Below are 25,074 nucleotides of genomic sequence, written 5' to 3'. Positions count from 1 at the left end.
TTAATTGCAGCGATCATGAAACAGTCGATACTCATTCTATTCACCTTCATCACAGGCAGCCTCGCCTCCTGCAGCAAATTCCTGGACGTAAAACCCAAAGGGAAACTGATCCCTGCGGAAGTGGCGGATTTTGACCACCTGCTGGATAATTCAAATATTGCCCAATGGGTTTTTCTCGATAATAACACCGGTTGCAACCTGGGATATTTAACAGATAACCTGTCGCTTTCCGACGGGATCGGTAACATCAGCTACAAGGCCAACAACCATCCCAACATCGATCGTTACTGGGCCTATGTATACCGGCAACCGTATAAAAACCCGTCAACCTCCGACTATTTCTGGGATTGGGGTACTTATCGCTCCATGGCCTATTTCAACAATGTGATAGATGGCGTTCGTGGTATTCCCAATCTCACGGCAGAAAACCAGCAGTATGCCAAACGGGTAGTGGCGCAGGCGTTGGTTAACCGGGCATGGTCTTATTTTATTACCACCCTGGTATATGGCCCGGTATATAAACCGGGCTCGCCTAACGATACCAAAACGATTCCCTATGTCACCAGTTCCGATGTAGGCGCTGCATTACCGGATTTATCTACACAAGAACAGGCATTTGCCCTTGTTTCGAAAGATGTACATGCGGCATTAGGCCATATCCCGGAGGTAACCAACTGGCCGTCGCGCCCTACCAAAGTAGCTGCACAGGCGCTGCTGGCATACTATCACCTGTTTACCCAAAAATATGACAGCGTGGTATACTATGCCAACCTAGCCTGGACCGCTGCCAGCGCAGGCGGCACAGATAAGTTGATATACGATTACAACGGCTTCTCATGGACAGATCCTACCAATGTGATCAACAGCACCATTAAGGCGCAGGATAATTTCCTGACAGCCGCCAACAGCCGCGAAAATCTATTCTATCGCAACATCGACGCGGGAGCGGGAAGGTCCTCTTCCTCCTACCCTTCAGAAGAAGTGATTGCCTTGTATGACCAGGCCAATGACCTTCGCTTTAAATATTTCTTTTTAACAGCACCCGGTTATAAAACCACGTACAACGGCGTTGTTTACGACGACGGCAACCGCATTCAATACTATCGCGGCTCCAAATCAACGATGACAGCAGGGTTCTCCTATCCAGAACTACTACTGATGCGCGCCGAAGGATATGCCCGCACCAATCGTTTATCTGCCGCCATCGACGACCTCAATACCCTGCGCCGCTACCGTTATAAAACGGGTACGCCACCGCTGACCGTAGGCTCACAGGCAGAAGTGATACAACAGGTACTGGATGAAAGAAGAAGAGAACTACCACTGGGCTCTTTCAAACGTTTCCTCGACCTGAAAAGACTGTGCCTCGAAACAGGTAAGCCCTGGAGTAAACAAACCATACAACATAAGCTGGGAACAGCAACATTTACCGGAACGGTAGATTCAAAAGACTTTATACTCACAATATCAAACGTGGTACTAAAATTCAATCCACAATGGAACATCCCGTTAGATGGAAGACCCTTTTAATCAAAAACAAATCCAATATGAAACACATCTTTGTAGCTATGCTGGCCGTATTGCCTGCTTCGCTTTTCGCCCAGGAAGGCAACTTTATATTGAAAGGAAAAATAGGCACGCTGAATGAACCCGCTAAATTGTTTCTTACCTACCGTGCCAACGGAGAAACAGTCAGGGATTCTGCCACCTTAACCCAGGGCGCTTTTGAATTCAAAGGCAAAGTGACCGATCCGGTAAAAGCCACGCTGGTGCTGCGCCATACGGCTCCCACCAGGATGATGTCGTACAAATCAGATTTGCTGGCAGTATACCTTGAGAAAGGCACCATTACGCTGAGCGCTAAAGACTCCGTATACAACGCAGTAGTGAAAGGCTCCCGCCTGAACGACGATCAGCAACGTTTACAAGCAAAGCTGAAAAGCGCTACCGAACAAAGGGACCAGCTCATGACCGACTACCTTGCCGCCAGCGATGAAACCCGCAAATCAGAAGCCTTCAAAAAATCTTATGATGAAAAAGGTAAGGCCATCCGTGCAGCTGAAAGGAACATCTACAAAACCTTCATCACCGGCAACCCCAAATCGCCTGTGAGCCTGGATGCATTGCAGAGTTTCGCCGGCTCCGTCCCGGAAGATATAGATGAAATAGCCACCGCTTTTAATAGTCTGTCTCCGGCAGTAAAAGACAGCAAAAAAGGAAAAGAAGTAGCCAGTATTATCAATAGCTGGAAACAAACCGCTGTCGGCGCTATCGCACCGGCATTTACCCAAAACGATACCCTGGGCAAGCCCATCAGCCTGGCCGACTTCCGCGGCAAATACGTACTGGTGGATTTCTGGGCCAGCTGGTGTGGCCCCTGCCGCGCAGAAAATCCGCATGTAGTAGCCGCCTTCAACAAATACAAGGACAAACAATTCACCATCCTGGGTGTATCGCTCGATCAACCAAACGGACGTGACGCCTGGCTGAAAGCCATCCACGCCGACCAGCTTACCTGGACGCATGTGTCCGACCTCAAATTCTGGGATAACGAAGTAGCGAAGTTATACGGCGTACGCGCCGTTCCGCAAAACTTCCTGCTGGACCCCACCGGTAAAATTGTAGCGAGGAACCTGCGCGGCGACGCATTGGACAAGAAGCTGGAGGAGCTGGGATTGTGATTGGTGATTAACAAAAAAACTATAAAAATAAATTTTAAGGCTGGTCTTTTTAGACCGGCCTTTTTATTATTTCCCTATTAAAAGATCGTCTGCTTAAATCCCACTTCCGGTTTTTATTTAACTTGCAACCATGAGAACGCTGAATGAATTGATTAATACGAAAGAACCTGGCTGGGACCTGGTGCAGGAATGGATTAACGCAGGTAGCAATCCTATTGACATTCTTCCGAAGGAACAGGCCCGCGCCGAACAGGCTTTATATCAAACGCAGGTAACTACCCGCTCACCAATGGGCGCTATTATTTATGAAACCGGGGGACTACTCGTTGATCATGGCTGGATAAGGGTATTGGGCTCCGGCCATGCAAAACTGGACCGCACCCTGCCAGGGTGGAATGAAGGCAAATCATTTACCCAAAGCGGTGAGCAACCAGGCTTCCTGCTGATTGCCGATGATGTAATCGGGGGATTCTTTGCGATTAACAACGGTACATTGGCGCCACAGGAAGGCATTGGCAGCGTTTTCTACTTTGCCCCTGATACGCTGGAATGGGAAAATATGGAAATCAGCTACAGCGACTTTATCAGCTTCTGCTGCACCGGCGATATTGCAGGCTTCTATGAGGCATTCCGCTGGCAGGGCTGGGAAAATGACGTAGCAAAAATAAACGGCACGCAGGCTTTCAGCAGCTATCCCTTCCTGTTTTCCAAAGAAGGAAAAGATATCAATGCTGTCAGCAGAAAAGCAGTCCCCGTGGAAGAGCTATGGCAACTACAAATGAACCTGAAGCAACAAATGGGACATTAACCCCACCCTTCTCACAAAATGTTAAAATTTGTGGCGCCACGATACCTGCAAGTATAATTAGGCTACATTTAAACCCTGTAGTAATTATATCTCGTACACTAAAATCTGGTCATGTCCCACAATTTATTAAAAGGTAAAAAAGGAATTATTTTCGGCGCCCTGGATGAAAAATCCATTGCCTGGAAAACAGCTCTTCGCTGCGTGGCAGAAGGTGCGGAAATCGTGTTAACCAATGCACCGGTGGCCGTCCGCATGGGGGAAATCAATGCACTGGCGCAACAATGCAATGCCCCCGTAATTCCCGCGGATGTTACCAACATGGACGATCTCGACAATCTATTTACCAAAACCAAAGAACACTTTGGCGGTGGCGTAGATTTCATCCTGCACTCCATCGGGATGAGCGTAAACGTTCGTAAGGGCAACGATTATACGAACCTGAACTATGACTACATGCATAAGTCGGTGGATATTTCAGGGATGAGCCTCCACCGGATCCTGCAAACTGCTATGAAGCACGACGCCATCAATGAGTGGGGATCGGTGGTGGCGCTGACTTTTATCGCCGCACACCTGGCATTTCCCAACTACAATGAAATGGCGGATATCAAAGCGATGCTGGAAAGCATTACCCGCAGCTTTGGCTACCAATATGGCATGAAGAAAAAAGTACGCATTAATACCATCTCACAGTCCCCCACCATGACGACTGCCGGACAAGGCATTGGCGGATTTGACGGCTTTGTGGCGTATTCAGAAAAGATGTCGCCACTGGGTAATGCCAGCGCCGACCAGTGTGCGGAATTTGCTGTGAGCTTATTTTCAGACTACACGCGCATGGTCACCATGCAAAACCTGTTTCACGACGGAGGCTTCTCCAGTACCGGGGTTACAGAAGCTGTGATTGCACAGATGTCCAAATAAAAATATAGCAAAAAGAGAGGCGGATCAAATTGATCCGCCTCTTTTGCATTTTACCGGAAGCACCAATATAGTATAGCCATCACCGATAGTAACAGTACCGACTGTACGCGGTAATCTGCCAACCCGGGCCATCCTTTCAATTGCAGCGGCTCCAACGGGCTTTTCCAATACAGGCGTTCGCTTCCGGCCGTCTCCTGCACAGGGAACAGGAATGATAGCGCTACCTGGCAAACCGCACAGGCTATAAAAAGATAAAACGCCATCATCAGCGGCGGCACCTGGCTGATAAATCCACCCGGCACTAATTTACCCACGGCATATACGCCTGCTCCCAGGGCAGATCCGATCCACAAGGTATATTGCGCGGACTTCGCCGAAGCCTTGCGCCAGAAGATACCGAGCAAAAATACGCAAGTGATGGGCGGCGCAATATGTGAAATCACATCATTGATACCATGAAAAAGGCTCTCATACCTGTTGAGCAGCGGTAGCAATGCCAACGATAACGCCAGCGCTATTGCTGCCGCCCAGCGGCCTATTTTCACCAGTTGCTTATCGGCCGCCTCGGGGCGATACCGTTTATACAAATCATAACTTACCAACGTTGCAATAGAATTAAGCGCGCCGGAAATCTGGCTCATCAGTCCCGATAACAGCGCCGCCACCAGCACACCTACCAATCCTGGTGGCACCAGTTGCGTAATCATCAGCGAATAAATCCCCTTCGTATGCATCACCCCATCTGCTGCCCTCAGGGCGCTCAGATCCAGTTGTCCCTGCCGGTATAATACATAGGCCAGCAGTCCGGGAAGGATAAAAATAAATACCGGCAACATTTTGATAAACCCGCAGAACAAAGCGCCTGCCTTTGCATGATTTTCATCCCTGGCCCCCAGTACCCGTTGTACAATGGTTTGATCTGCACACCAATACCAGATGCCAATCACCGGGTATCCCAGGAAGATGGCATACCAGGGGAGACCACTGGGATCGTTACTACCATGCAGCATCGATAACTTTCCCATACCGTCGTCTTGTTGCAATACCTGTAGTACGGGCTGCCAGCCTCCTACCTTCCACCACGACAGTACCGTAATAATCACTGCGCCTGACAGCAATACTATGGTTTGTACCGACTCCGTGACCACTACTGCCCTTAGCCCGCCCATAATTGTATAGGCGCCGGTAATAATAGCAATCACGATAATGCTGGTAAACATGTTGATACCGAACAATGTTTCCAGCACAATACCACCGGCCAGGAACGAAAAAGCAATGTGAATAACCACTGCCGATACCACCGACACGATAGCCAGCCAATCGCGGCAGGCCCGGTTATAGCGGCGCTCCAGGAAATCAGGCAATGTAGCAATACCGGAACGTATATAAAAAGGAATAAAAAACAGCGCCAACAGGATCAGCGTAAAGGCCGACATCCATTCATAGTTGCCCGTTATCAGGCCGGTATCAAACCCGCTCTGGGCCAGGCTAACCAGGTGCAGGCAGGAAATATTGGTGGCAAAGAGCGCCATGCCAATCACCGGCCAGCGTAACGATTTGCCCGCCAGAAAGTACTCTCCTGCTGCATTGCCGCCCTGCTTCCCTGCCATTCCCGCCCGGAAGCCCAGCCATACGATAAAGGCAATGTAGCCAATAGTGATAATGGTATCTAAAGTGGTAATCATCCGGCAAACGTATTAAGTGCCAACAGATCACAGCTGCTACCCGGCCTTTCTGGCGTGTGGTAAAACCCGCCGGTGATGTTGGCCGGTTCTGCGAAATGTGCCCGCAAATGTGGAATATGCTCCAGGAACAATGCTTCATGCCCCATGGCAATATGATTGAACAATACCAGGTGCTGATGCAGCTGCCCCATATCACCTACGTGCGGCACTACCGGCACACCATACTTCTTGCAGAGGAGGCTGACCGTAATAAACTCACTCACGCCCCCTACCCGCACGGCATCTACCTGTATAAAGCCGGCGCACCCTGTTTGCAGGTAATTTTTAAATATCACCTTATTGGGTACATGCTCTCCCAATGCCAGCTTCAATGGCTGCAAGGCCGCGGCCAGCGTTTGATGGGCCAGCACATCATCGGGATGCGTAGGTTCTTCTATCCAATAGGGATTTATATCCGCCAGCCGCTTGCCAATGGCAATGGCCTGCGGAAGATTCCATTGCTGGTTGGCATCTACCATTACCTTGATATCCGCGCCCACTGTATTTCTTACGATATGGGCTCTTCGTATATCCGTGTCCGGATTTTTAGCGCCTACCTTTAACTTCAGCGCTTTAAAGCCGTTGTCTAGCGCGCGCCGGCAATTGGCTTCCAGCTGGTCATCGGAATAATTAAACCAGCCGGCCGAGGTATCGTAGGCCGGGTAACCTGTACGCAAAATCCTTTCCCGTTCCTGCCGTGAAGCCTGCATGTCCGTGAGCAGCGTCAACGCTTCTTCACGGGGCAATACCTCTTCCAGATAGGAAAGATCCAGGGTGTTAACCACCTGCTCAGGGCTCAGATCCAACAGCAACTTCCATAAAGGCACCTGCTGCTGCCGTGCCCATAAATCGTAACAGGCATTGGTAACCGCTGCCAGCGCCAGGTGTACTACTCCCTTGTGTGGCCCCAGCCACCGGAACTGCTGTTCATCTGCCCGTTGCTTAAACCAGTCGCCGAAGGTGGCCATCACTTCGTTTAGTTCCTTACCAATTAACTGTTCTCCGTAGAACCTGGCTGCTGCGCATACCAGCTCATTCCCTGCCCCCAGCGTGAAGGCCAGCCCAGTGCCGCAGTTACCTTTATCATCGTATATACAGGCCACCGTGTAAGAATATACGGGCTGCTGGTGCACAGCATCGCTGCCAGCTCCATTCGTTAGCGGGAACCGGGCGTCTTTAACAACTATTTTTCGAATCATGTGTTCACTATATTTTTATCGGGGCAATACTCATCGAAGGTTTATCTGTTTCTAATACAATCACGGTATCATTGGTATCCGGTAAGGTCGCCGGCAAGGTCAGCGTAATATACTGGGCGGACTGCTGTATGGCTACCGCAGCCCCTTTCATGATGTAGGCTTTGGTAATTTTCACATCCGGCAAAGCAGGCAGGTTGAGGGTTTGCCCTGGCGCCTCCAGCACATGTACATAGATTTTATTGCCGCTACGGGTGGCTGCAAAATGCTGGTTGGGATACCAGGGACCGCCATGGGTATTGTAAATGGCAGCACCATATTGACGCAGCCAGCTGCCCATTTCCTTCAAACGCGCTACCTGTTCCGGCTCCATCAAACCATCGGGACGGGGGCCTACATTGAACAACAGGTTACCATTGCCTCCGGCCACCTTCGCCAGGGTATGGATACAGGTAGCCAATGATTTCATTTTATCGTTGGGTTTCCAGGCCCATTGTTCGCAGATAGTCATACAGGTTTCCCACGGCGTGTGCATGTTCAGATCGCCGATACGTTGTTCCGGGGTATCATAATCCCCCAGGAAATGCGGCGTACCATCTGCCCCGGTTCCGGAAAAAGCTTTACCTAAGCGGTTGTTGATAATAATATCTTTTTTCTGTGTTTTGAGATAGGCGTACATATCGAGCGCCATTGCTGGTGTCCAGGGCTTTTCCCAGGGACCATCGAACCACAGCATATACGGATCATATTTTTTAATCAGCTCTGCCAGCTGGTTTTTCATATAGGCCACATACTTTTCCATATGGGCGTTTTTGCGGATACCGTTCACCGTATCATTTGGATTATCGATTGGATAATCGGGGTGATGCCAATCCAGCACAGAGTAGTAAATACAGAATTTGATATGATATTTCTTACAGGCTTTGGCCAGCAATCCTACTACATCTTTCTTAAAGGGGGTAGCCATGATGTTATAGTTGGTATAGGCAGACGGCCACAGGCAAAATCCATCGTGATGTTTTGCGGTGATGGTCAGGTATTTCATACCCGCATCACTGGCGGTTTTCACCCATTCATCGGCGTTAAATTCAGTAGGATTAAATGCCCGGTATAAGGTATCGTAATCAGCTGCCGGTACCTGGACGTGCCTGGACCAGCCTATTTCAGTGCCGCGCAGGCTTACCGGTCCCCAGTGGATAAACATACCGAAACGCAGACTCATGAATTGGTCCATCACCGCTTTGGTGGTCAGTACTTTCGGGTCCAGTTGTGCATTGGTTTGCGCGTGGCCAGCGGCCGCCCATAGCAGCAAACATAACGTGATTACTTTCTTCATTATTGAAAAGATATTTTATAGTGAGTGCTTATAACCTAGTTCTGCGCCGCCACTTACCGGCATAATGGCGCCGGTAATAAAGCACGCGTTGTCAGATAACAGGAACGCACATACGTCGGCGATAACCGGTGCTTCCGGGCAATAGCCGAGTGCATGTATGTTATTGAGATACCGTTCTATGTCGCCTGGATTGGCTTGTTCCTGGCTCCATTGCCGCAGCATAGGAGTCCATACGCCGGCGGGCGCCACCGCGTTTACCCGAACCCCGTCTTTAGCATAATCTAGTGCCATGGCTTTGGTCAGGGCATTCACCGCTCCTTTGCTGCCGGCGTAGGCGGCATGATTTTCCTGCCCTATTTCGCCCACCATACTGCTGGTGTTGAGCATGCAGCCCCTGGAGGCTTTCAGTGCTTCAATACCATAGCGGGTGGTATAATAAATGCCTCTTACATTCACATTCATCACCTGCTCCCACTCTGCATCTGTGGTTTCATGCAGGGGTTTCGACGGGCTTGCAATACCGGCATTGTTGTGGATGGCGTCGATGCGGCCATACGTTTGCAGGATAGTAGTGATGGCCTGCTGAATAGCGCTGCCTTCGTTTAGGTTGGCCAGCAGGAAAAGATGGGGTGCCGGCAGCGTAGCCGGTGTTTTGTCGATCACCGCCACGGTAGCTCCTTCCCGGATATAGGCCTGTACACAGGCTTCGCCGATACCCGCCGTACCGCCGGTGATCACAATTATTTTATTCTTCAGTATCATAACTCCGATTATAGCAGTGGAAAATACAGGCACTAAATATACGCCGCCGGATGATTCAAAATTAGCGTGTGAAACGGCAACTTGTCCCGGCCTAATTGACTTAAATAAACACTATTTTGACTTTATTATCTAAATTATCTATTTTTACATGACAATATGAAGCCAGTTTTTGCTATACCGGGCGATAAAGCCCTTGCACAGAAAGTATTTCTGATCAAAGAAATTACGCAGCCATACTTTTCTACCGAGTTCCATTTTCACCAGGAATGCCAGCTGGTATATGTGGTGGAGAGTGCGGGACGCCGTATTATTGGCGACAACGTCGAATATTTTGATAGCGGGGAAATGATTTTTGTCGGTTCAGGAACACCGCATGTATGGCATAACGAACAAAAATATTTTGAAGGAACAGATAAATTGCAGGCAAGGTCGCTGGCGCTCTATATTTCGCCGGATCAGCTCCTCGAGCACCTGGCGCCTTTTATGAACGTTACGGCCGTTAAAAACTGGCTAAAAAAGGCCCAACGGGGCATCCAGTTCCAGGGCAGGGCCAAAGCGGAAATACTGGCCCTGATGCAAAATATGCTGCAGGAAGGCGAGCTTCAAAAAACCATCTCCTTTATGACCCTGCTGCAAAAAATGATGGATACCAAATCATACCGGTTACTGGCTGGCAGCAACTATGTAAACCTGTACAACGACAAAGACCAGTCCCGCATGAATGATGTATTCCAGTACATTTTCCGTCATTTCAGGAGAGATATACCCCTGTCGGAAATAGCGGCGGTAGCGGGCATCAACGTACACTCCTTTTGCCGGTTTTTCAAAAGTCGCACCCAAAAATCATTTACCCATTTTGTGAATGAGCTGCGAATTGGTTATGCCTGCCGGCTATTACAGGAGAAAGAAATATCGATGGCCGAACTATCGGACAAATGCGGGTATCGCAATATCACCCATTTTAATCGCTTCTTCAAAAGGCTAAAAGGGAAAACACCCAGGGATTATAAAAAAGAAATCCAGGCGGAGGGTTACTAGCGTACCCTCCTATCTATTGACCAGGAAATGTACAATCCTGGTTACTTCCGCCGCATCGCCCGTTACGATCTTCAATACGTGTTTGCCAGCCTTCAGATCATCTCCCAGGATGAGGAACCAGGGCAGGTAAAGGCTTTTGCTCCATTGGGTGCGCAGATCTTTCTGCTGTACCGGACCTCCGTCGATGCTGTAACTGATAGTGCCGGCACCAGGCCCCGAAACAATCCCAATTCCCACGGTACGGCCGGTGAAAGGAAATTCCACCGATGCATGAGCACCGGAAGATACCAGCATAGGCACTTTCACAAAACCTTCGCGGGTACCTACTTTGTCGGACGGTTCCCAGGACTCATTGATCGTAAACCCATTCTTATTGGTGGCGACATGAATATCCACGTATCCGCCGCGCTCATAATTGAGCGGATCGGCGGCTTTGGGCATCACAGCGCTGGTCAACCGTTTTGGAACAGGACGGCTAAAAGCGGTATCCAGCATGCGCTTGATCGTATTAAAATAGAGCGTTTGTCCAAATGGCGATGGGTGCAGGTCTTTAAAGTCTTCTTTCCAGGTAAACTCGTGCGCGTCGATACGGTCTGTAACTTCTTTGGCCAGGTTGATAAATGGCAGGTGATACCGCTTAGCCAGGTCCTCGTGTACCTGCACTTCCACCGGCACTTTCCCCGCGTGGTAATCGGCCATTTTATCTTCGTCCACAAAGGCCATCAGTACGATATTCATTTGCGGATTGGCTGCCAGCGCATGGCGGATAATGCCTTCCATAGCGCGGCGCTGCGTAAGTTCATTAGTCCCGTTTACGCGGTCGTTAACGGCTGCTTCTATAAAAAGCAGGTCAGTAGTGCCTTTTTTCAGCACATCATCTTCGAAGCGAAAAGCATGAGGCAGGCTACCCAGGGAAGGGATACCTGCATTAATAAAACGAAAAGCGGTGCTGGGATAAGCAGCGCCCAGGTAATCGCATACCTTAGAGCGCCAGCCGTTCATATTGGTGATAGAGCCGCCCAGGAAAGTAACGGTGGCTTTCTTACCGGGTTGGATATGGTACCAGGCATTATTGAGTGAGCCATAAAATGTAACGTACTTATCCTGCGCCTGTGCAGTAACGGTAACGGCTATACTCAGCAACAGCCATACAAACTTTCTGATCATAACTTATGTGGATTAAATCTATTTGCTTCTGGCCAGGCTTCTCACTTTGAGGCAGGTAGGCATGGTTACCAGGTATCCGTTGCCGGTAATGAAAGTAAATACGAACCCGGTCATTTTCTTACCGCGGTTGACCCAGGGATGGCTGCCAAAAGCGCCTGGGCTGCTGTTTTCTATCAGTACATCTCCAGGGCCGGTTACATCGCGCCAGTTGCCGATGCCGTAAATATTTCTGGTATTGATGATGGAGGCCGGGTAAGGCGAATATGCTACGGTCACATTACTTGTCTGGCTCTGCTCCATGGCGTCTATAGCGGCTTCACTGAGTATCCGTGTACCCGTGGCCGTTACACCCTTGTTCATCAGCATGTCGAGGAAGCGCATATAGTCGTCGGGCGTGCTGCGGGCGCCACCAGCAATCTGTGGGTTGGCCGTAAGTCCGAAGTCGGTATTGGTCATGCCACAGGGCGTAAATATTTTGTTGGCTGCCAGCGTTTTCCAGTCCATACCGGAAGCCACTTCACAGATACGGCCGGCTACCTGCATGCTTACACCGCCATAATAAAAGGTGGTGCCGGGAGGATTGAGCAAGTCCACATTTTTGGCGATCAGGTCGGCCGCTTGCGTGAGCGTGATCAGCACATTCGATTCGTAACCCTGTGTGGAGTTGCCCGGGAAACCGGAAGTATGGGAAAACAGTTGGGCAATGGTAATATTTCCTTTGTGATAGGTAGTGAATATCGGCAGGAATTTGCCTACGGTATCTGTCAGCTTAATTTTCCCTTCATCTACCAGGCTCATTAACACGGCTGCCGACAACCATTTGGAGCAGGAGGCGATCAGTTGGCGGGTTCCCCCGTCGTATCCGCCAAATCCCCTGGCATATACTGTTTTACCATCCACATGAATGGCTACATATGCCTTTCCGCCAAATACGGCCGGCACGGAATCCATCAATACTTTATCGATATCTCCATACCCTTGTGCGACCATGGTTTGAGATTCGCTTTTGGTGCAGCTGGCCAGCAATAGGGCGATTAAACAGCCATAAAGACAGATAGTAATGCTTTTCATGTAACAGTGTATAACAGTGTAAGTGTGAAACTAATAAATAAATAGTAGCTTTTCCAACGTGCGATGGGCAAATATTATTGTTCCAGGGGTGAAAACAGCTATCTTTACCGGCCATTGACAGATAATAAAGCATATATGCCGAATCCAGTAGTAAGTATTATAGTTCCAGTATATAACGTGGCGCCCTACCTGCTGCGCTGCGTGGAGTCGCTTATACATCAAACCTATACCTTTACTGAACTAATATTTGTTAATGACGGCTCAACAGATAATTCCCTGGCTGTACTTCAATCTTTGCAACAACAATACCCTGTAATAAAAATTCTTTCGCAGGAAAATGCCGGGCCTGGTCCTGCACGGAATAACGGGCTGGATCATGCCAACGGCGATTATGTGCTTTTTGTAGATGGTGATGACTGGATAGACCCGGAAACGGTAGCCAGTTGTGTCAACGAGGCCCAAACACATGCGGCGGATATTGTTTGTTTCGGCTTCCGAAATGTTTACCAGCAGGGCGATTCCCTCGTGGAAGCGGAGTCCTGGACCTATGAGCCGGCGAGTTTTACCAACAGTGATTTTATTACCAGCTTCTTCAGTGAGGCCATGCACCGGAAAGACAAACTCAATACCGCTGCCTGGGGGAAATTATATCGCCGGTCATTAATCGAAGATCATTTCATTCGTTTCAGACAATCTATTTTTGAAGATTCACCTTTCGTGCTGGAAGCGGTATATGCTTCCCGCAACATCAGATTCCTGGCGGATACTTTTTATGCTTATTTCATCCGGGAAAAACAAGTGTCCCAGCATTCCGTCACTTCACAGCGTGTGAATGGAGAAAAGATTTCCAGCTTTTACAGTGCTGACCTATTAATGAAGGAATTTCTTCTCTCAAAAAATATCTTTGAAAAATACCGGCGCTATTATTACGCCTATCATAACACCCGTATACTGCAATATGGTGGCTATATGGAAATATACGTCGCAGGAAATGGACAACACCAGGAGGCCTGGCCCATATTTTTTGCGCTGCTGAAGGAGCATCGACACGATCTTACCATGGACAGGAAGGGATTGTACCGGGCATATCGCAAGAGAATTGTTGCTTTAAACATCGGTGCTATGCTCAGCCCCTGGCTGGCGCATCGCTTTTTCCGGTGGTACGAAAAAACAATGGCCGCAAAATAGTATCGAGCTTTTCAAAATAGCGATCTATACCAAATTCCTGCATTACTTGCCTATGTAATATTTCCGGTTGGTTTGTTTTTTCAAACGCAGCGAGTATTTCATCGAAATAGGCTAACGTACCAGCATCAGTGACCGACATATCCGGCAACAGGTGAACACCCTGAAATCCCCGGTCTTTCAATTCCCCGATAGCGCCTACGTGGTTACCCACCACAGGTATACCGACGGACAACGCTTCAAGTGTTACCAGTTCAAATCCCTCAAACTTAGAAGGCAATATCAGCAAATCGCCTAACGCGTAGGCTTCCCTTGCAATGTTGTCTATCAGCAGACCTTCTTTCACGGTGGTTTTGGTAAAACTGTTAAATAAGGCACTGTTGGGCGATTTATTACAGGCAATCAATAACTGCCAGTGTTGCGATTGTTCAATTACCGGCGCCAGTTTTAATAATACATCCATTCCCTTTGCGCTTTCCATCCGGCCTACATATAAGAGTGTACGCACAGCCGTTTGCCGCTTTTCAAAAGGATGGAACCTGCTGGTATCCACACAATTATTGACTACCGTAATTTTATCAGCGGCAGTTTCGTAGTACTGTACCAGGTCTGCTTTTACCTTGGCAGATACGGCCAGTATCTGTCTGGCTATCTTACAAGCCCTTTGCTGTAAGGCGGCCATACGGCTCAGTCCTGGTGCGGTTCTCCCGTACGCTACCTCCATGCAGTGGTAACTCCCGTGTATAAAGGCCACATCGGCTGGAAAAAAAGGCACCGACTCCCCCTGGGAAATCACTACTCTTCCGCGTTGCCGCGTTAACCAAAGAAAGGCTGATGTATACCGCGCGAGGTAAATAGCCTTGCGCTTTTTGAAATGCCGGTATTTGAACAACCCGTTAAACAACCGGCCAAACAAAGTGTGGTTAATGAGGTAATCTTCATCGATCAGTTTTGTTTCGATACCCCGGCTATGCAAATATTCATCGAGGTAGTAAACCACCCGCTCTACGCCACCGGCATAAGATTTACCATTGAACGATATTAACCAGGCTTTCTTTGGCTTCATGTTGTTGCTTTTAGCGATCAATACCCATGGCTTTGTCGAGCTTCTGATACCCGCTTTCTATAGAAAAGTGCTGTTGGAAATAAGCCTGTCCCTGGCAGCTCAACTGTTCATATAATGCTTTATCTGATAATACCCGCTGTATATTCGCCGCAAATGTTTGCGGATCGTTGGCAGAGAGGCAACCATTGCTGGTTTTATCGGGGAGACCATCCAGGCCACGTTCCGAACAGATCACCGGTAACCCGTGCGACATGGCCTCTACCACTTTTACTTTTACACCAGTTCCCGTGAGCATAGGGCACAGCGCCACCCGTGCACGACGATAATATTCATCCAGGTCATCAACAAAGGGAATCAGTGTAACGTTGGGATAATCTTTACTGATATGCGCAGTAATCACCCCTATCGCACATATCCTGATATTGGTAGACAGCAACGGGTATACTTCTTTAAAGAACCAGGCGGCCGAACGGAGGTTATGCGGATTATCCGACGCCACATAAATCAGGTCAAAATCCTTTTCCACTGTTTCTTTCACGGGCGTCGGCACAGTCATAATCATTGGGATATACTTCACTTTTTCCTTGAGAAACTGGCTGAAGAAATAAGTTTCCTCAGGTGAAATAGCCCATACCTGGTTAAACTGTGCCAGTCTGCGTAATTCGTCGCCCAGGGCTGCGCCTTTATCAAAACCGGTGTCGTTCTGATGCTGGGAAGCCAACAGGTCATGCGTATCGATAATGGTAACGGCATTCCCTACCAAGGGGTTATCGCGGATAAAATCTGCCCAGTAAGCATAGCTGATAATGATATAATCGTATTGCTGGCGACGCAGAATGGCATCGAACTGTCGCCGCAGGTTCAGGGTAGTATGATTGGGAAAAGATCCGGGTACCAGCTTCAGTTTTCTTTCATATAAGATATGCCATAGCTTATAAGTGAAGAAATATTTTACAGGGTTGCCTTTTACCGGTTTACGGTCCAGCACCCATATATGTTCTGCCAAACCGCTGTCTTCAAAGGCTTTCACCGTTTCGGGGGTATATTGTCCCCAAACAGATTTCGTAATAAAATCTACCTTCATGCCCCTTGCTTTAAAATATTTTAGCAGGTGCAGGGCACGGGTTTGACTTCCCCCTTTTTTCTCAACGGGATTCAACGGAAAAAAATAGAGTATCCTTTTCAAGTGTTGTGATCGTTTTTTAAATAAGGCTGTAAAACTAAGTCATTTTCCCTTAAAAGCGGGCAGTGACTAGCGGTACAACCGCAGCTGCAAAGACGAAGGATTGGGCAGGGAAACGGTGGTACCTGTTGCTGTGAGCAATCCTGTTTGCTGATCTCTTTTAAACACCACAATGTTATTGGACCGTTGATTGGCCACCAACACAAAATTACCAGTCGGATCGATGGCAAAGTTACGTGGGTGTATGCCACCACTGGATATTTTACCTACCTGTTTCAGTTGACCAGTCTGCTGGTTAACCCGGTAAATGAAAATCGTGTTGGCTGCCTCGCGGGTAGATGCATAGAGAAATAATCCATCGGGGGAAATATGAATATCAGCGGCATTATAGTCCTCCGCCTTATCGTCCAGGTGGGCGCTCACCCGTTGTACGCGATCCAGTTTCCCTTCGTGGTAGCGGTATACAGATACCATCCCTCCCATTTCCTCGATGCAGTAAGCAAAAGGCAGGCGTTGATGAAAAACGATATGCCGGGGCCCACTGCCAGGGACCGTAGCCGTATATGCGGGCGTAGCTGGCTGTAATACCGGCGACGCGTTTGGTTTCAGCTGGTAGGTCCTGATTTTATCGGCGCCCAGGTCGGGAAAGAATGCATATTTCCCGTCTGGCGAAAATACGGCGGCGTGTATGTGGGAGGATGTTTGCCGTTTGGTGACGCTGCTGTCTTTAAAGGGAATAATTTGCGCAGCCGGTGCAATGCGGCCATTTTCGTTCAGCGGAAAAATGCCCAGGCTTCCACCACTGTAGTTGGCACAAACCAGCCATTTGCCCTTTGGATCTACGCCTACATAGGCAGGGTTATCGCCCCCGCTATCTTGCCGGCTCAGCAAAGTAAGTACGCCGCTGGTGCTATCGAACGCCAGGCTGGTAACGCCGCCTACATTGGGCGTTTGCGCTTCCGAGCAGGTGTAGATATATTGACCTCCAGGGGCAACCGTCAGGAACGAAGGATTGAGGATACCAGCCAGGGCCGATACCCGGTCCAAGGCCCCGGTTTTTTCATTGAACCGGAATACATATACGCCTTCTTTGGCTCTGTCGCGGTTATAACTGCCCACAAACAGGTAGTATTGTTGGGCGTTGGCAATAAAACTGCTGAATATAGTGCTGATAACGAGAATAAATAACTTACGTACCAATGGTAAATGTTTTAGACATGAAGGTGGACCACAAGATACTCATCTCTCTAAAAAATAATAATAGACAAATTTGTCTATTATTATTTTTGTCTTTATCTTTGTGTTGTTATGGCAAGGCCAGGTAATCCAAAAGAGAAGATTTTAGCCACTGCGGCGCGCTTGTTTTACGAGCAGGGGTACAATGCTACCGGCATTAACCAGGTACTGGAAGAAGCAGGGGTGGCTAAAGCGAGTCTATACAGCCACTTTGGCTCGAAAGACGAGCTGGGATTGGCTTATCTGAAGGCTGCGCGGCAAGACTGGTTCCAGGCCGTAACAGCAGTGGTAGATGCAAAAACAGCGCCATTGGAAAGGCTGCTGGCCCCATTCGATTTCCTGGAAACACAGTTGCCCCGGCAGGACTTTCGCGGATGCCGCTTCATCAATATGCTGGCAGAAATCGGGAATAGTCATAAAGAGATGCAACAGCAGGTAGCCGAACATAAACGGAAACTGCGCCGGTATCTGCATCAATTACTGCTGGCTATTCCAGGAGTGGAAGGACATCCGGCTGCAGATACCTGGGCGGATACCATTTACCTGCTGTTTGAAGGAGCGATTGTAGAAACCAAGGTTTTCCGCGACATATGGCCTGTAAAAGCAGCTAAAAAAACGATTAAACATTTATTGAGTAAACAATAACAGCTACCACCCTGCAAAGGGTTATTTTTTTCACTAATAATAGACAAATTGGTCTATAATAAAAAAGCAAATACTATGAGTACCATCACCGCGCTTCCACTGAGTGAAGCCAGCCACGAAGCCACCCGGGTATTAGAACAGGTAAACCGTCAACTGGGCCGTATTCCAAATATGTATAGTGTTATGGCGCACTCCCCTGCTGTACTGGAGGCCTATACCCAATTCAGTAATTCCCTGCGCAAAGGCAGCCTGGGCGCCCCTATGGCGGAAAGAATTGCTATTGCCTCAGCAGAAAAAAATGGTTGTACCTATTGCCTGTCGGCCCACAGCTTCACCGGCGCCAAAGCAGGCTTGTCAGAAGCCGATATCCGGGAAGCCCGGGCACTGACAGCTACCGATCCTAAAGTAGCTGCCGGCATGGCATTTACCAAAAAGCTATTGGCCAACCCCGGCGATTTATCTACCGCCGATGTAACACCGCTGCGCAATGCCGGCTATACCGATGGCGAAATACTGGAAATCATTGCCAACGTAATACGTAATATTTTCACCAACTACCTCAACGTAGTAGCCGGTACAGAAGTAGACTGGCCTTTAGTTACTCCTGCCAATACCAACAGCCATGAAAACAGATAAAATCAACACCATCATCGACCAGCCATTTGAGCAGGTATTAACTGCCGCCAGGAAAGCCATTGTTAATAATGGCTTCTTGCTCCTGCAGGAAATCAATCCACAGGCGATATTAGCCAGTCACCAGATCGTCATTGGCCCTATCCGGCAACTGCTCTTTTTCCACCCGGCTTATATGCAGCAGCTGCTGCAGGCCGATCCGGACGCTGTCATAGAAGTGCCCCTTAAACTGGTACTGCGGGAAGTAGACGGCCACACTACGGCGGTGACCTACAGCGACCCTGTACTGCAGCTGCAGGACTATAGCGGCCTGGAAGCGCTGGGCAGCGAATTATCGCAACGGGTAACAGCCTTGCTGAAAGAACTGCTGTAAGGATTTTTCATTTATTGCGTCTAATAAGCAAGCGATGGATAAATCGCCCTACCGCCGCTCAAATAAGGAGATAAAGCGGTAAATTTGTATCATCATATTTGTTCACGTGTAGTTTATAACAGCGATGAAAACATTATTTCTGCTCACACTGATCCTGGCCAGCCAGATTGCCTGCCATAGCCAAAACGAGAGCAAACAGCCCGCCGCTCCCAATCCTTTTTATTCACGGACAGACACCCGGAAACTGCATGTCACCAATGCAGAATGGAAGAAAATACTTTCACCGGAATTATACGCTGTGGCAAGAGAGGCTGCTACCGAGCGCGCCTTTACCGGGAAATACTGGGATAGCGATGTGAAAGGCTCGTATTATTGTGCCGTATGTGGTAATCCTCTATTCCGGTCAGATGCAAAGTTTGCCAGCTCCTGCGGCTGGCCAAGCTTCTTCGAGCCACTGAGAGCCAATAGCGTCATTTACAAGGCCGACAATTCCTATGGCATGCAGCGAACAGAAGTAATTTGCGAACGTTGTGGCTCACACCTGGGACATATCTTCGATGACGGACCACCGCCCACCCATAAACGATTTTGCATGAACTCCATCTCGCTCGATTTTGAGCCGGACCCGGGAGCGCATTAATATTTCATTTTCACGCCAGGAACACAAGGTGCCCTGGCGTGAAATATACTCCCTGTTTTAATCCAGGAAAAGGTCCAGGAACGCCTTTGCAAAGCCGGACGCAGATATATGCCGGTTTAGATTATTCCGGAACGGATTAAACATCGTTAGCATCGGCATCGGGCTAACAATATGATAAAATGGCCGGCTCAGGTCCTGCGAATTAGCCAGCACAATGAAAGCCAGGTCTTTCTCCGGCACTTTCACAAACAATGCCGAATAACCTGTCCACCAGCCGGTATGCCATACCACCTTTACCCCTTTGTACTTCCCTATAAACCATCCCAGTCCATATTGTATCTTTTTACCCCTTGGTGTAACATACCGTGTAAATGCCATCCGCCAGGTACTGTCTCCCAGGAACTTTCCCTGGTCAATAGCAGTAGAATAAACTGCCAGATCGGCTACGGTGCTCATCAAACCAGCCGCCGGCCCGAAGCCATAATTGAAGGTAACCGGCACCAACTGCCCTTGCTTCCAATCATAAGGCCGGGCTACGCTATGCAGGAAGCTGTCTTTATCATAGCCTGTCAGGGCAAAGCTGGCGCTATCATCTGTGCTGGGTACCGTATTCTTTAAACCCAGCGGTGTGATCACCTGTTGCATCAACAGTTCCCCAAAGGTATGCCCTGATGCTTTTTCAATGGGTTTCTGCAGCTGGTTATACCACGCGCCGTTGTAACGGAATACATAGCCGGGCTTAAAACTATTGAGCGTATTACCCATGGCCGTATGCGTAAGCAGGTGTTTCAGCTTGATGTGGGGATCGCTTCCCCAGCGAGCTCCCAGGTTAATACCATACTTACTGATAGGATCATCCAAGCTTATCTTGCCGGCTTCCACCTGTTGCAGGAGGATAATGGAGCCAAATGTTTTAGTGACGGACGCCACCTGGTAAACCGTATTTTCATCGGGCACTGATTTCGTAGTTACGTCGGCGTATCCGAGTCCCGTCTTCCATGCCAGCTGCCCGGCATTGACAATGCCCAGGGAAAGGCCGGGAATATGGTAACGCTGCCGCAAGGTTTCCATCCGCTCAGCAAAAGCAGCCATCCGGATGCTATTCCATATGGTGTCGGCGGCGGTAATTTTTTTTGGGGCAATACCGGTCTTTGATGTGCGACAGGCAAACAAACAAATAGCCATCATCCCTAAAAGCGGAACGATTTTTCCCCGGAGGGTATCAGAACAAGTAATCATACGGATCATTCGTTTTCCGGTAAAAGTCCCTGTTTATGGGCTGTTCACCTACTCATATCCGGATTTGAGCAAAGGATTTAAGAAATTTCCAGCGACTTTTTTCGAAACTCGGAGGGCGACATCCCCGTGAGCTGCTTAAATACCCGTTGGAAAGTAGCGGGAGAAGAAAAGCCACAGTCGTATGCGATGCCCGCAAAAGTAAGTTGGGCGGCGTCCTCCTGTAATATCTTTTCTTTAAACAAGGCCACGCGATACCCGTTTATGTACTCGTTAAAATTTTTATGGAGGTGTTGGTTCAGTACCGCCGATATGGTTTTAGGTGGAATCCCCATATGCTGGGACATTATCTGTAAGGTCAATTCGGGGTTTAGGTACAGGCGGTCGTCTTCCATGGCTTTGTTGAGCTGTACCAGCGCCATGTCGATGGTAGCCACCGGCAGCGGCGTGTCATTTTTCGGGGCGGTGCCTTGTTGCTGATAGGAAATAATATATCCCTTTATACCCAGCCAGTAAATCAATATGGTCAGTGGAATATAAACAGGATACCAGTCCAACTTTTCGAGTACCAGGTCGGTATAGCGCGGTATTACATAAGGCACCAGGTACAGCAGCCACATACCTTCAAATATGGCCATGGCCCATAGCAACTGCCGCAGCCATCCCGTGCCGGTTACCGGTTTATTGACGGCGAGCCACCGGAATGATAACGCTGTATAAAATGCCAGGGAAGCCCAGCGTGGAATATCGGCATACACATTATAGGTATCAATGAAAATACCCCAGGGGCCGGGATTGTTTTTAATAGTGCCTGTCAGCACGCCTGTTACAAAGATAACGCTGGTCAGCGATGGCACTATGTCGATCAGCATGGGCAGGAATTGTAACCGTTCCAGGCGTCCCATCTTAAATACCGGATCAGTAAAGGCTTTTACATAAAAATAAAGCAACGGACCAAACCCCATCCCCGTGATCAGCGGAAGAAAATTGGCGATGAAAGCCAGCCAGCGGGAGCCAAACCAATTCGTTTCCCAGGCATACAGGGCAAAACTAGCTATGGCCATCAAAAAAATAAAGGCCGACAGCAACCGGTTGGCCGTACGCCGTTTGTCCGTGAAAAATAATATTCCACTAACGATAAAGCCTTGTATTGCTCCTAATAAAATGATGGTATGGAATAATCCCTTCATATAACCAAAATAAAACAAAATATGGTTTTATGCAGGGGACGGACACTTAAAAAAACTTCTCCACCGTGAGCCCGTATGTCATCAGCAGGTTTTCACGGTCGGTACGGTTCAGTTTATTATACACCATGGCGGCGGTAATGCTTAGCCAGGAACGGAGCTTCACAGACAGGCCATTGTTACACTTGAGTATATAGTCGTTGCCGTTAGTCAGTGAGTTTTGTACATAGTTAGCGCCTTCCAGCACCACCATATTCCAGATGGTCCATTTGTAGGATACCCGCAGGGAATTGCGGACAGTTTGATATACGTCGCGGATGGTATCCTGTAAAAACAGGTCGCTGGCTTCAAACATTATCCCTTCGCTGATATTGAGGGTGGCATTGGGGCGATGGATCACATCGTAGGCGGCGCCGCCGCCGGCCTGCAAACGGTTGTTGATCTTCAGAGAATAACTCCTGTCGTAGTTGGCCAATCCCCAGTAGTAAAACTTCTTTTCTCCCCGGTATACGCTGAAATCGGTGGCGGCAGACACATCGTTGTTGGTCTGGTTATGGTTTTGTTTGCCGTATACATAGCTGGCAGCGGTATTCAGCACAATTTTCTTTTTACTGATTTTAAAGCCCAGATTGTTATTGAGCAGGTAAGCATTTCCATCCTGGGTGCTATTTACCGACCCGGTAGAGGCATACTTGATATAATAATGCACGGAGTCGCTGAACTGGGCCATGGTAATGCCATAGCTCAAAAGCGCCATCAGGAGTAAAACTAATCTCTTCATATTCTTCGCTTGGGCGTTATATAACTGCGATGCCCCCGGCCGCAATTAACGTGCCTGAACCTATCTTGCCCGGCTATCCCGAAAAAAGGTATTGAGCATGAAAAAATAAAAAATTTTAGAGATCTTAGGCAATCTGTAATCCTTTTGCTGAAACCACGTAACAACCAATTTTATGTCGACAAGAAGAAATTTTCTTTTACAAACAGCCCTGGGCATGGCCGCTACCACCATGGGGCCGCTGACAGCCACGGCGGCGGTTTCTGGCCGCCGGGACAAAGCAACACTCCCTGTGGGCATGGCCGGATATACTTTTGCCAAATTCAACCTCGACCAGGCGATTGCCATCATGAACCGGGTGAATATCAAAAATATTTCGGTGAAAGATATTCACCTGCCGCTCAACAGCAGCGAGGAAAAAATCAAAGAAGTGTTGGGGAAATTTTCCGCTGCCGGCATCAACGTATATGCTGTAGGTGTTATTTACATGAAAACGAAGCAGGCGGTAGATGAGGCCTTCGAATATGCCAAACGGGTGGGCGTTCCACTGATCGTAGGCGTACCTACCCCTGATTTACTGGATTATACAGAAGAGAAAATCAAAGCTTATAATATCCGGCTAGCCGTACACAACCACGGACCTGAAGATGCGCTGTATCCGGGACCTAAAAACGCGTACGACCTCATCAAAAACCGGGATCCTCGCCTGGGCCTGTGCCTGGACATTGGCCATGCCACCCGGGCTGGTGAAGCGCCCGACAAAGCCGTACTGGCGTATAAAAGCAGGATCTTCGACCTCCATATCAAAGATGTGAGCGCTGCCGCCAAAGATGGGAAAGCTATTGAACTCGGCAGAGGCGTGATCGATTTTAAAAAGCTGGTGGGCGCATTGGATAAAATCAATTACCAGGGCGTATGCAGTATCGAATATGAAAAAGATATGAGTGATCCGCTGCCGGGCATCGCCGAATCGGCGGGCTATTTCCGGGGCGTGATCCATACGCTCAATAGTTAAACAAAAGGGACCGCCTGTATAAACAGGCAGTCCCTGCATTCATCACTATTTACTATTTCAATTGTATGTTAGCTACGGCGCTGTCTCTCACCTCTTCGCCGGCAGTGGTAATCAGCGTATCTCCTTCTTTCAGGTCACCGAATACTTCAGTTTTACCACTCTCGCTGCGGCCTGTGGTAACGGGTACCCACTTTGTTTTGTTGTTTTCTACCCGGATCACATACACCCCTTTTGATGAATTAAGTACCGCACTGGAAGGCACCAGGAAGTTGTTGCCATTACCGGTAAGCGGGATAGCTACTTCTGCCACCATGCCGGGCAACAGGGCTTTGTCGTTGTTCGCTACATCTATTTCGATGTGTTGTGAGCGGAGCTTGCGATCCAGGGCGCCGGCCAGGCGGATCACCTTCCCGGTAAACTGTTTACCCGCCAGCGATTTTACGGTAAATTTCACTTCGCTCTGGTTATCCAGGTAGCTGGTGTAGGCTTCGGGTACGCTTACTACCAATCTCAGCTTCTTTTGTTCCTGCAAGGTGAAGATGGGCATTTCAGAACCTTTCCCGGATGGACCAACATAGGCGCCGGCGCTTACATTACGTGCGGTGATCACACCACTGAAGGGAGCGCGGATTTCCAGGTAATTGCGGTTATCGCCTACTTCGCGGTGAGCAGCCCGGGCGGCCTCGAGCTGCGCCAGGTCTGACTTCTGGCGGGCAAAAGCCAGGTCCAGGTCGTTCTGCGACACGGTACCAGGTGTTTTGCTGGTTTCCAGCAGGCGATCGTATGTAGCTTTGCTCGACAGGTAAATCGCTTCCTGCGATTTTAAGCGCGACTCAGCACCGGAGAGCTGTGAATTGATTTCAGGCGCTTCCATGGTTACCAGCAGTTGGCCGGCGCTCACTTCTGTACCGACATCGGCATATAGTTTTTTGATAAAGCTATTTACTTTGGCGTACAGGTCCACCTGCTGGAAAGCCACCAGCTCACCTGGGATACGTATAGAAGAAGAAATGGCTCCTTTTTCCAGGGAAAAAGCGGACAATGCAGGCGCCGGCGCCACTGCAGCCGCGCCGGATTTTTCGTCTTTGGCCCCGGATTCACTGCAGCTGTACAATGCCACGGCAATACTTGTCAGCAACAGGAAAGAAATCGAGATACGGAAACCGCTGTTCATAAATTATATTTTAATA

24 protein-coding genes are annotated in these 25,074 nt (G+C 48.9%); 11 read left to right on the top strand and 13 right to left on the bottom strand.

Annotated elements, in window-relative coordinates; translation table 11 throughout:
* The first annotated feature begins 15 nt into the window (after positions 1-15).
* From HGH90_RS11280 to HGH90_RS11265, 4 genes are all read left to right on the top strand, one after another.
* Entirely contained in the window at positions 16-1,530 is a 1,515-nt protein-coding gene (locus HGH90_RS11280) for a RagB/SusD family nutrient uptake outer membrane protein (RefSeq protein ID WP_169191108.1), read from the top strand.
* Positions 1,531-1,547: 17 nt separating this feature from the next.
* On the top strand, positions 1,548-2,681 hold the full coding sequence (locus HGH90_RS11275; RefSeq protein WP_168762556.1) for a TlpA disulfide reductase family protein: 1,134 nt from the start codon (positions 1,548-1,550) through the stop codon (positions 2,679-2,681).
* A gap of 130 nt (positions 2,682-2,811) precedes the next feature.
* On the top strand, positions 2,812-3,489 hold the full coding sequence (locus HGH90_RS11270; protein ID WP_168762555.1) for a DUF2625 domain-containing protein: 678 nt from the start codon (positions 2,812-2,814) through the stop codon (positions 3,487-3,489).
* Between the two features lie 111 nt (positions 3,490-3,600).
* Complete coding sequence (locus HGH90_RS11265) at positions 3,601-4,413, top strand: enoyl-ACP reductase (RefSeq protein ID WP_168762554.1); 813 nt, start codon at positions 3,601-3,603, stop codon at positions 4,411-4,413.
* A 50-nt stretch (positions 4,414-4,463) separates the two neighbouring features.
* Here HGH90_RS11265 and HGH90_RS11260 read toward each other — a convergent pair whose 3' ends face one another.
* The 4 genes from HGH90_RS11260 to HGH90_RS11245 are packed head-to-tail and all read right to left on the bottom strand — an operon-like array spanning position 4,464 to position 9,431.
* Positions 4,464-6,098: a sodium:solute symporter family transporter gene (locus tag HGH90_RS11260; protein ID WP_168762553.1), complete on the bottom strand. Its 1,635-nt coding sequence runs from the start codon at positions 6,096-6,098 to the stop codon at positions 4,464-4,466.
* A complete protein-coding gene (locus HGH90_RS11255; RefSeq protein ID WP_168762552.1) occupies positions 6,095-7,336 on the bottom strand; it encodes an enolase C-terminal domain-like protein in 1,242 nt (413 codons plus the stop codon). The genes HGH90_RS11260 and HGH90_RS11255 overlap by 4 nt, the downstream gene beginning before the upstream one ends.
* Positions 7,337-7,343: 7 nt before the next feature.
* Complete coding sequence (locus tag HGH90_RS11250; protein ID WP_168762551.1) at positions 7,344-8,669, bottom strand: alpha-L-fucosidase; 1,326 nt, start codon at positions 8,667-8,669, stop codon at positions 7,344-7,346.
* Positions 8,670-8,684: 15 nt separating this feature from the next.
* On the bottom strand, positions 8,685-9,431 hold the full coding sequence (locus tag HGH90_RS11245) for an SDR family NAD(P)-dependent oxidoreductase (RefSeq protein WP_168762550.1): 747 nt from the start codon (positions 9,429-9,431) through the stop codon (positions 8,685-8,687).
* Between the two features lie 156 nt (positions 9,432-9,587).
* Between HGH90_RS11245 and HGH90_RS11240 the strand changes: the two genes are divergently transcribed.
* The gene (locus HGH90_RS11240) at positions 9,588-10,469 is read left to right on the top strand and encodes an AraC family transcriptional regulator (protein WP_168762549.1); all 882 of its coding nucleotides are present in this window, start codon (positions 9,588-9,590) and stop codon (positions 10,467-10,469) included.
* Positions 10,470-10,478: 9 nt separating this feature from the next.
* Here the strand turns inward: HGH90_RS11240 and HGH90_RS11235 are convergent, their stop codons facing one another.
* Entirely contained in the window at positions 10,479-11,636 is a 1,158-nt protein-coding gene (locus tag HGH90_RS11235; RefSeq protein WP_168762548.1) for an SGNH/GDSL hydrolase family protein, read from the bottom strand.
* Between the two features lie 18 nt (positions 11,637-11,654).
* Complete coding sequence (locus HGH90_RS11230; protein ID WP_168762547.1) at positions 11,655-12,707, bottom strand: serine hydrolase domain-containing protein; 1,053 nt, start codon at positions 12,705-12,707, stop codon at positions 11,655-11,657.
* Between the two features lie 135 nt (positions 12,708-12,842).
* On the opposite strand from HGH90_RS11230, the gene HGH90_RS11225 reads away from it, so the two are divergent.
* Positions 12,843-13,895, top strand: a complete 1,053-nt coding sequence (locus HGH90_RS11225) for a glycosyltransferase family 2 protein (RefSeq protein WP_168762546.1) — start codon at positions 12,843-12,845, stop codon at positions 13,893-13,895.
* On the opposite strand, the gene HGH90_RS11220 is transcribed toward HGH90_RS11225, so the two are convergent.
* The 3 genes from HGH90_RS11220 to HGH90_RS11210 all read right to left on the bottom strand — a co-directional run bounded on the left by HGH90_RS11220 (position 13,834) and on the right by HGH90_RS11210 (position 17,341).
* Complete coding sequence (locus tag HGH90_RS11220) at positions 13,834-14,958, bottom strand: glycosyltransferase family 4 protein (RefSeq protein ID WP_168762545.1); 1,125 nt, start codon at positions 14,956-14,958, stop codon at positions 13,834-13,836. The genes HGH90_RS11225 and HGH90_RS11220 overlap by 62 nt on opposite strands.
* A gap of 10 nt (positions 14,959-14,968) precedes the next feature.
* A complete protein-coding gene (locus HGH90_RS11215; RefSeq protein ID WP_169191107.1) occupies positions 14,969-16,042 on the bottom strand; it encodes a glycosyltransferase in 1,074 nt (357 codons plus the stop codon).
* Positions 16,043-16,210: 168 nt separating this feature from the next.
* On the bottom strand, positions 16,211-17,341 hold the full coding sequence (locus tag HGH90_RS11210; RefSeq protein ID WP_169191106.1) for a lactonase family protein: 1,131 nt from the start codon (positions 17,339-17,341) through the stop codon (positions 16,211-16,213).
* A gap of 108 nt (positions 17,342-17,449) precedes the next feature.
* On the opposite strand from HGH90_RS11210, the gene HGH90_RS11205 reads away from it, so the two are divergent.
* The 4 genes from HGH90_RS11205 (at position 17,450) to msrB (ending at position 19,668) form a co-directional block, all read left to right on the top strand.
* Positions 17,450-18,022, top strand: a complete 573-nt coding sequence (locus HGH90_RS11205) for a TetR/AcrR family transcriptional regulator (protein WP_169191105.1) — start codon at positions 17,450-17,452, stop codon at positions 18,020-18,022.
* 75 nt (positions 18,023-18,097) lie between these two features.
* Positions 18,098-18,658 carry a carboxymuconolactone decarboxylase family protein gene (locus HGH90_RS11200; RefSeq protein ID WP_169191104.1) on the top strand — a complete coding sequence of 187 codons (561 nt, stop codon included), beginning with the start codon at positions 18,098-18,100 and terminating at the stop codon, positions 18,656-18,658.
* Complete coding sequence (locus tag HGH90_RS11195; protein ID WP_169191103.1) at positions 18,645-19,028, top strand: DUF302 domain-containing protein; 384 nt, start codon at positions 18,645-18,647, stop codon at positions 19,026-19,028. The genes HGH90_RS11200 and HGH90_RS11195 overlap by 14 nt, the downstream gene beginning before the upstream one ends.
* Before the next feature lie 124 nt (positions 19,029-19,152).
* Positions 19,153-19,668, top strand: a complete 516-nt coding sequence (msrB, locus tag HGH90_RS11190; RefSeq protein ID WP_169191102.1) for a peptide-methionine (R)-S-oxide reductase MsrB — start codon at positions 19,153-19,155, stop codon at positions 19,666-19,668.
* Between the two features lie 57 nt (positions 19,669-19,725).
* Here msrB and HGH90_RS11185 read toward each other — a convergent pair whose 3' ends face one another.
* From HGH90_RS11185 to HGH90_RS11175, 3 genes are all read right to left on the bottom strand, one after another.
* Positions 19,726-20,907 (bottom strand): serine hydrolase domain-containing protein, encoded by a 1,182-nt coding sequence (locus HGH90_RS11185; RefSeq protein ID WP_169191101.1) that lies wholly within the window; start codon positions 20,905-20,907, stop codon positions 19,726-19,728.
* A gap of 77 nt (positions 20,908-20,984) precedes the next feature.
* Positions 20,985-22,094, bottom strand: coding sequence for a helix-turn-helix domain-containing protein (locus HGH90_RS11180; RefSeq protein WP_168762537.1), 1,110 nt, complete (start codon positions 22,092-22,094; stop codon positions 20,985-20,987).
* Between the two features lie 46 nt (positions 22,095-22,140).
* Complete coding sequence (locus HGH90_RS11175; RefSeq protein ID WP_168762536.1) at positions 22,141-22,872, bottom strand: DUF481 domain-containing protein; 732 nt, start codon at positions 22,870-22,872, stop codon at positions 22,141-22,143.
* A 172-nt stretch (positions 22,873-23,044) separates the two neighbouring features.
* Between HGH90_RS11175 and HGH90_RS11170 the strand changes: the two genes are divergently transcribed.
* Complete coding sequence (locus tag HGH90_RS11170; protein ID WP_169191100.1) at positions 23,045-23,884, top strand: sugar phosphate isomerase/epimerase family protein; 840 nt, start codon at positions 23,045-23,047, stop codon at positions 23,882-23,884.
* 52 nt (positions 23,885-23,936) lie between these two features.
* On the opposite strand, the gene HGH90_RS11165 is transcribed toward HGH90_RS11170, so the two are convergent.
* The gene (locus HGH90_RS11165) at positions 23,937-25,058 is read right to left on the bottom strand and encodes an efflux RND transporter periplasmic adaptor subunit (RefSeq protein ID WP_169191099.1); all 1,122 of its coding nucleotides are present in this window, start codon (positions 25,056-25,058) and stop codon (positions 23,937-23,939) included.
* Between the last annotated feature and the right edge of the window lie 16 nt (positions 25,059-25,074).

Origin of the sequence: Chitinophaga sp. Ak27 (assembly GCF_012726295.1) — a bacterium.
GTDB lineage: Bacteria > Bacteroidota > Bacteroidia > Chitinophagales > Chitinophagaceae > Chitinophaga.
Note: the sequence above shows the minus strand (reverse complement) of the source record. Positions and strands in the feature narration are given on the sequence as shown.

Coding starts and splice junctions, on each gene's coding strand:
- HGH90_RS11280 (WP_169191108.1), top strand. CDS start 16: ATGAAACAGTCGATACTCATTCTATTCACCTTCATCACAGGCAGCCTC.
- HGH90_RS11275 (WP_168762556.1), top strand. CDS start 1,548: ATGAAACACATCTTTGTAGCTATGCTGGCCGTATTGCCTGCTTCGCTT.
- HGH90_RS11270 (WP_168762555.1), top strand. CDS start 2,812: ATGAGAACGCTGAATGAATTGATTAATACGAAAGAACCTGGCTGGGAC.
- HGH90_RS11265 (WP_168762554.1), top strand. CDS start 3,601: ATGTCCCACAATTTATTAAAAGGTAAAAAAGGAATTATTTTCGGCGCC.
- HGH90_RS11260 (WP_168762553.1), bottom strand. CDS start 6,098: ATGATTACCACTTTAGATACCATTATCACTATTGGCTACATTGCCTTT.
- HGH90_RS11255 (WP_168762552.1), bottom strand. CDS start 7,336: ATGATTCGAAAAATAGTTGTTAAAGACGCCCGGTTCCCGCTAACGAAT.
- HGH90_RS11250 (WP_168762551.1), bottom strand. CDS start 8,669: ATGAAGAAAGTAATCACGTTATGTTTGCTGCTATGGGCGGCCGCTGGC.
- HGH90_RS11245 (WP_168762550.1), bottom strand. CDS start 9,431: ATGATACTGAAGAATAAAATAATTGTGATCACCGGCGGTACGGCGGGT.
- HGH90_RS11240 (WP_168762549.1), top strand. CDS start 9,588: ATGAAGCCAGTTTTTGCTATACCGGGCGATAAAGCCCTTGCACAGAAA.
- HGH90_RS11235 (WP_168762548.1), bottom strand. CDS start 11,636: ATGATCAGAAAGTTTGTATGGCTGTTGCTGAGTATAGCCGTTACCGTT.
- HGH90_RS11230 (WP_168762547.1), bottom strand. CDS start 12,707: ATGAAAAGCATTACTATCTGTCTTTATGGCTGTTTAATCGCCCTATTG.
- HGH90_RS11225 (WP_168762546.1), top strand. CDS start 12,843: ATGCCGAATCCAGTAGTAAGTATTATAGTTCCAGTATATAACGTGGCG.
- HGH90_RS11220 (WP_168762545.1), bottom strand. CDS start 14,958: ATGAAGCCAAAGAAAGCCTGGTTAATATCGTTCAATGGTAAATCTTAT.
- HGH90_RS11215 (WP_169191107.1), bottom strand. CDS start 16,042: ATGAAGGTAGATTTTATTACGAAATCTGTTTGGGGACAATATACCCCC.
- HGH90_RS11205 (WP_169191105.1), top strand. CDS start 17,450: ATGGCAAGGCCAGGTAATCCAAAAGAGAAGATTTTAGCCACTGCGGCG.
- HGH90_RS11200 (WP_169191104.1), top strand. CDS start 18,098: ATGAGTACCATCACCGCGCTTCCACTGAGTGAAGCCAGCCACGAAGCC.
- HGH90_RS11195 (WP_169191103.1), top strand. CDS start 18,645: ATGAAAACAGATAAAATCAACACCATCATCGACCAGCCATTTGAGCAG.
- msrB (WP_169191102.1), top strand. CDS start 19,153: ATGAAAACATTATTTCTGCTCACACTGATCCTGGCCAGCCAGATTGCC.
- HGH90_RS11185 (WP_169191101.1), bottom strand. CDS start 20,907: ATGATTACTTGTTCTGATACCCTCCGGGGAAAAATCGTTCCGCTTTTA.
- HGH90_RS11180 (WP_168762537.1), bottom strand. CDS start 22,094: ATGAAGGGATTATTCCATACCATCATTTTATTAGGAGCAATACAAGGC.
- HGH90_RS11175 (WP_168762536.1), bottom strand. CDS start 22,872: ATGAAGAGATTAGTTTTACTCCTGATGGCGCTTTTGAGCTATGGCATT.
- HGH90_RS11170 (WP_169191100.1), top strand. CDS start 23,045: ATGTCGACAAGAAGAAATTTTCTTTTACAAACAGCCCTGGGCATGGCC.
- HGH90_RS11165 (WP_169191099.1), bottom strand. CDS start 25,058: ATGAACAGCGGTTTCCGTATCTCGATTTCTTTCCTGTTGCTGACAAGT.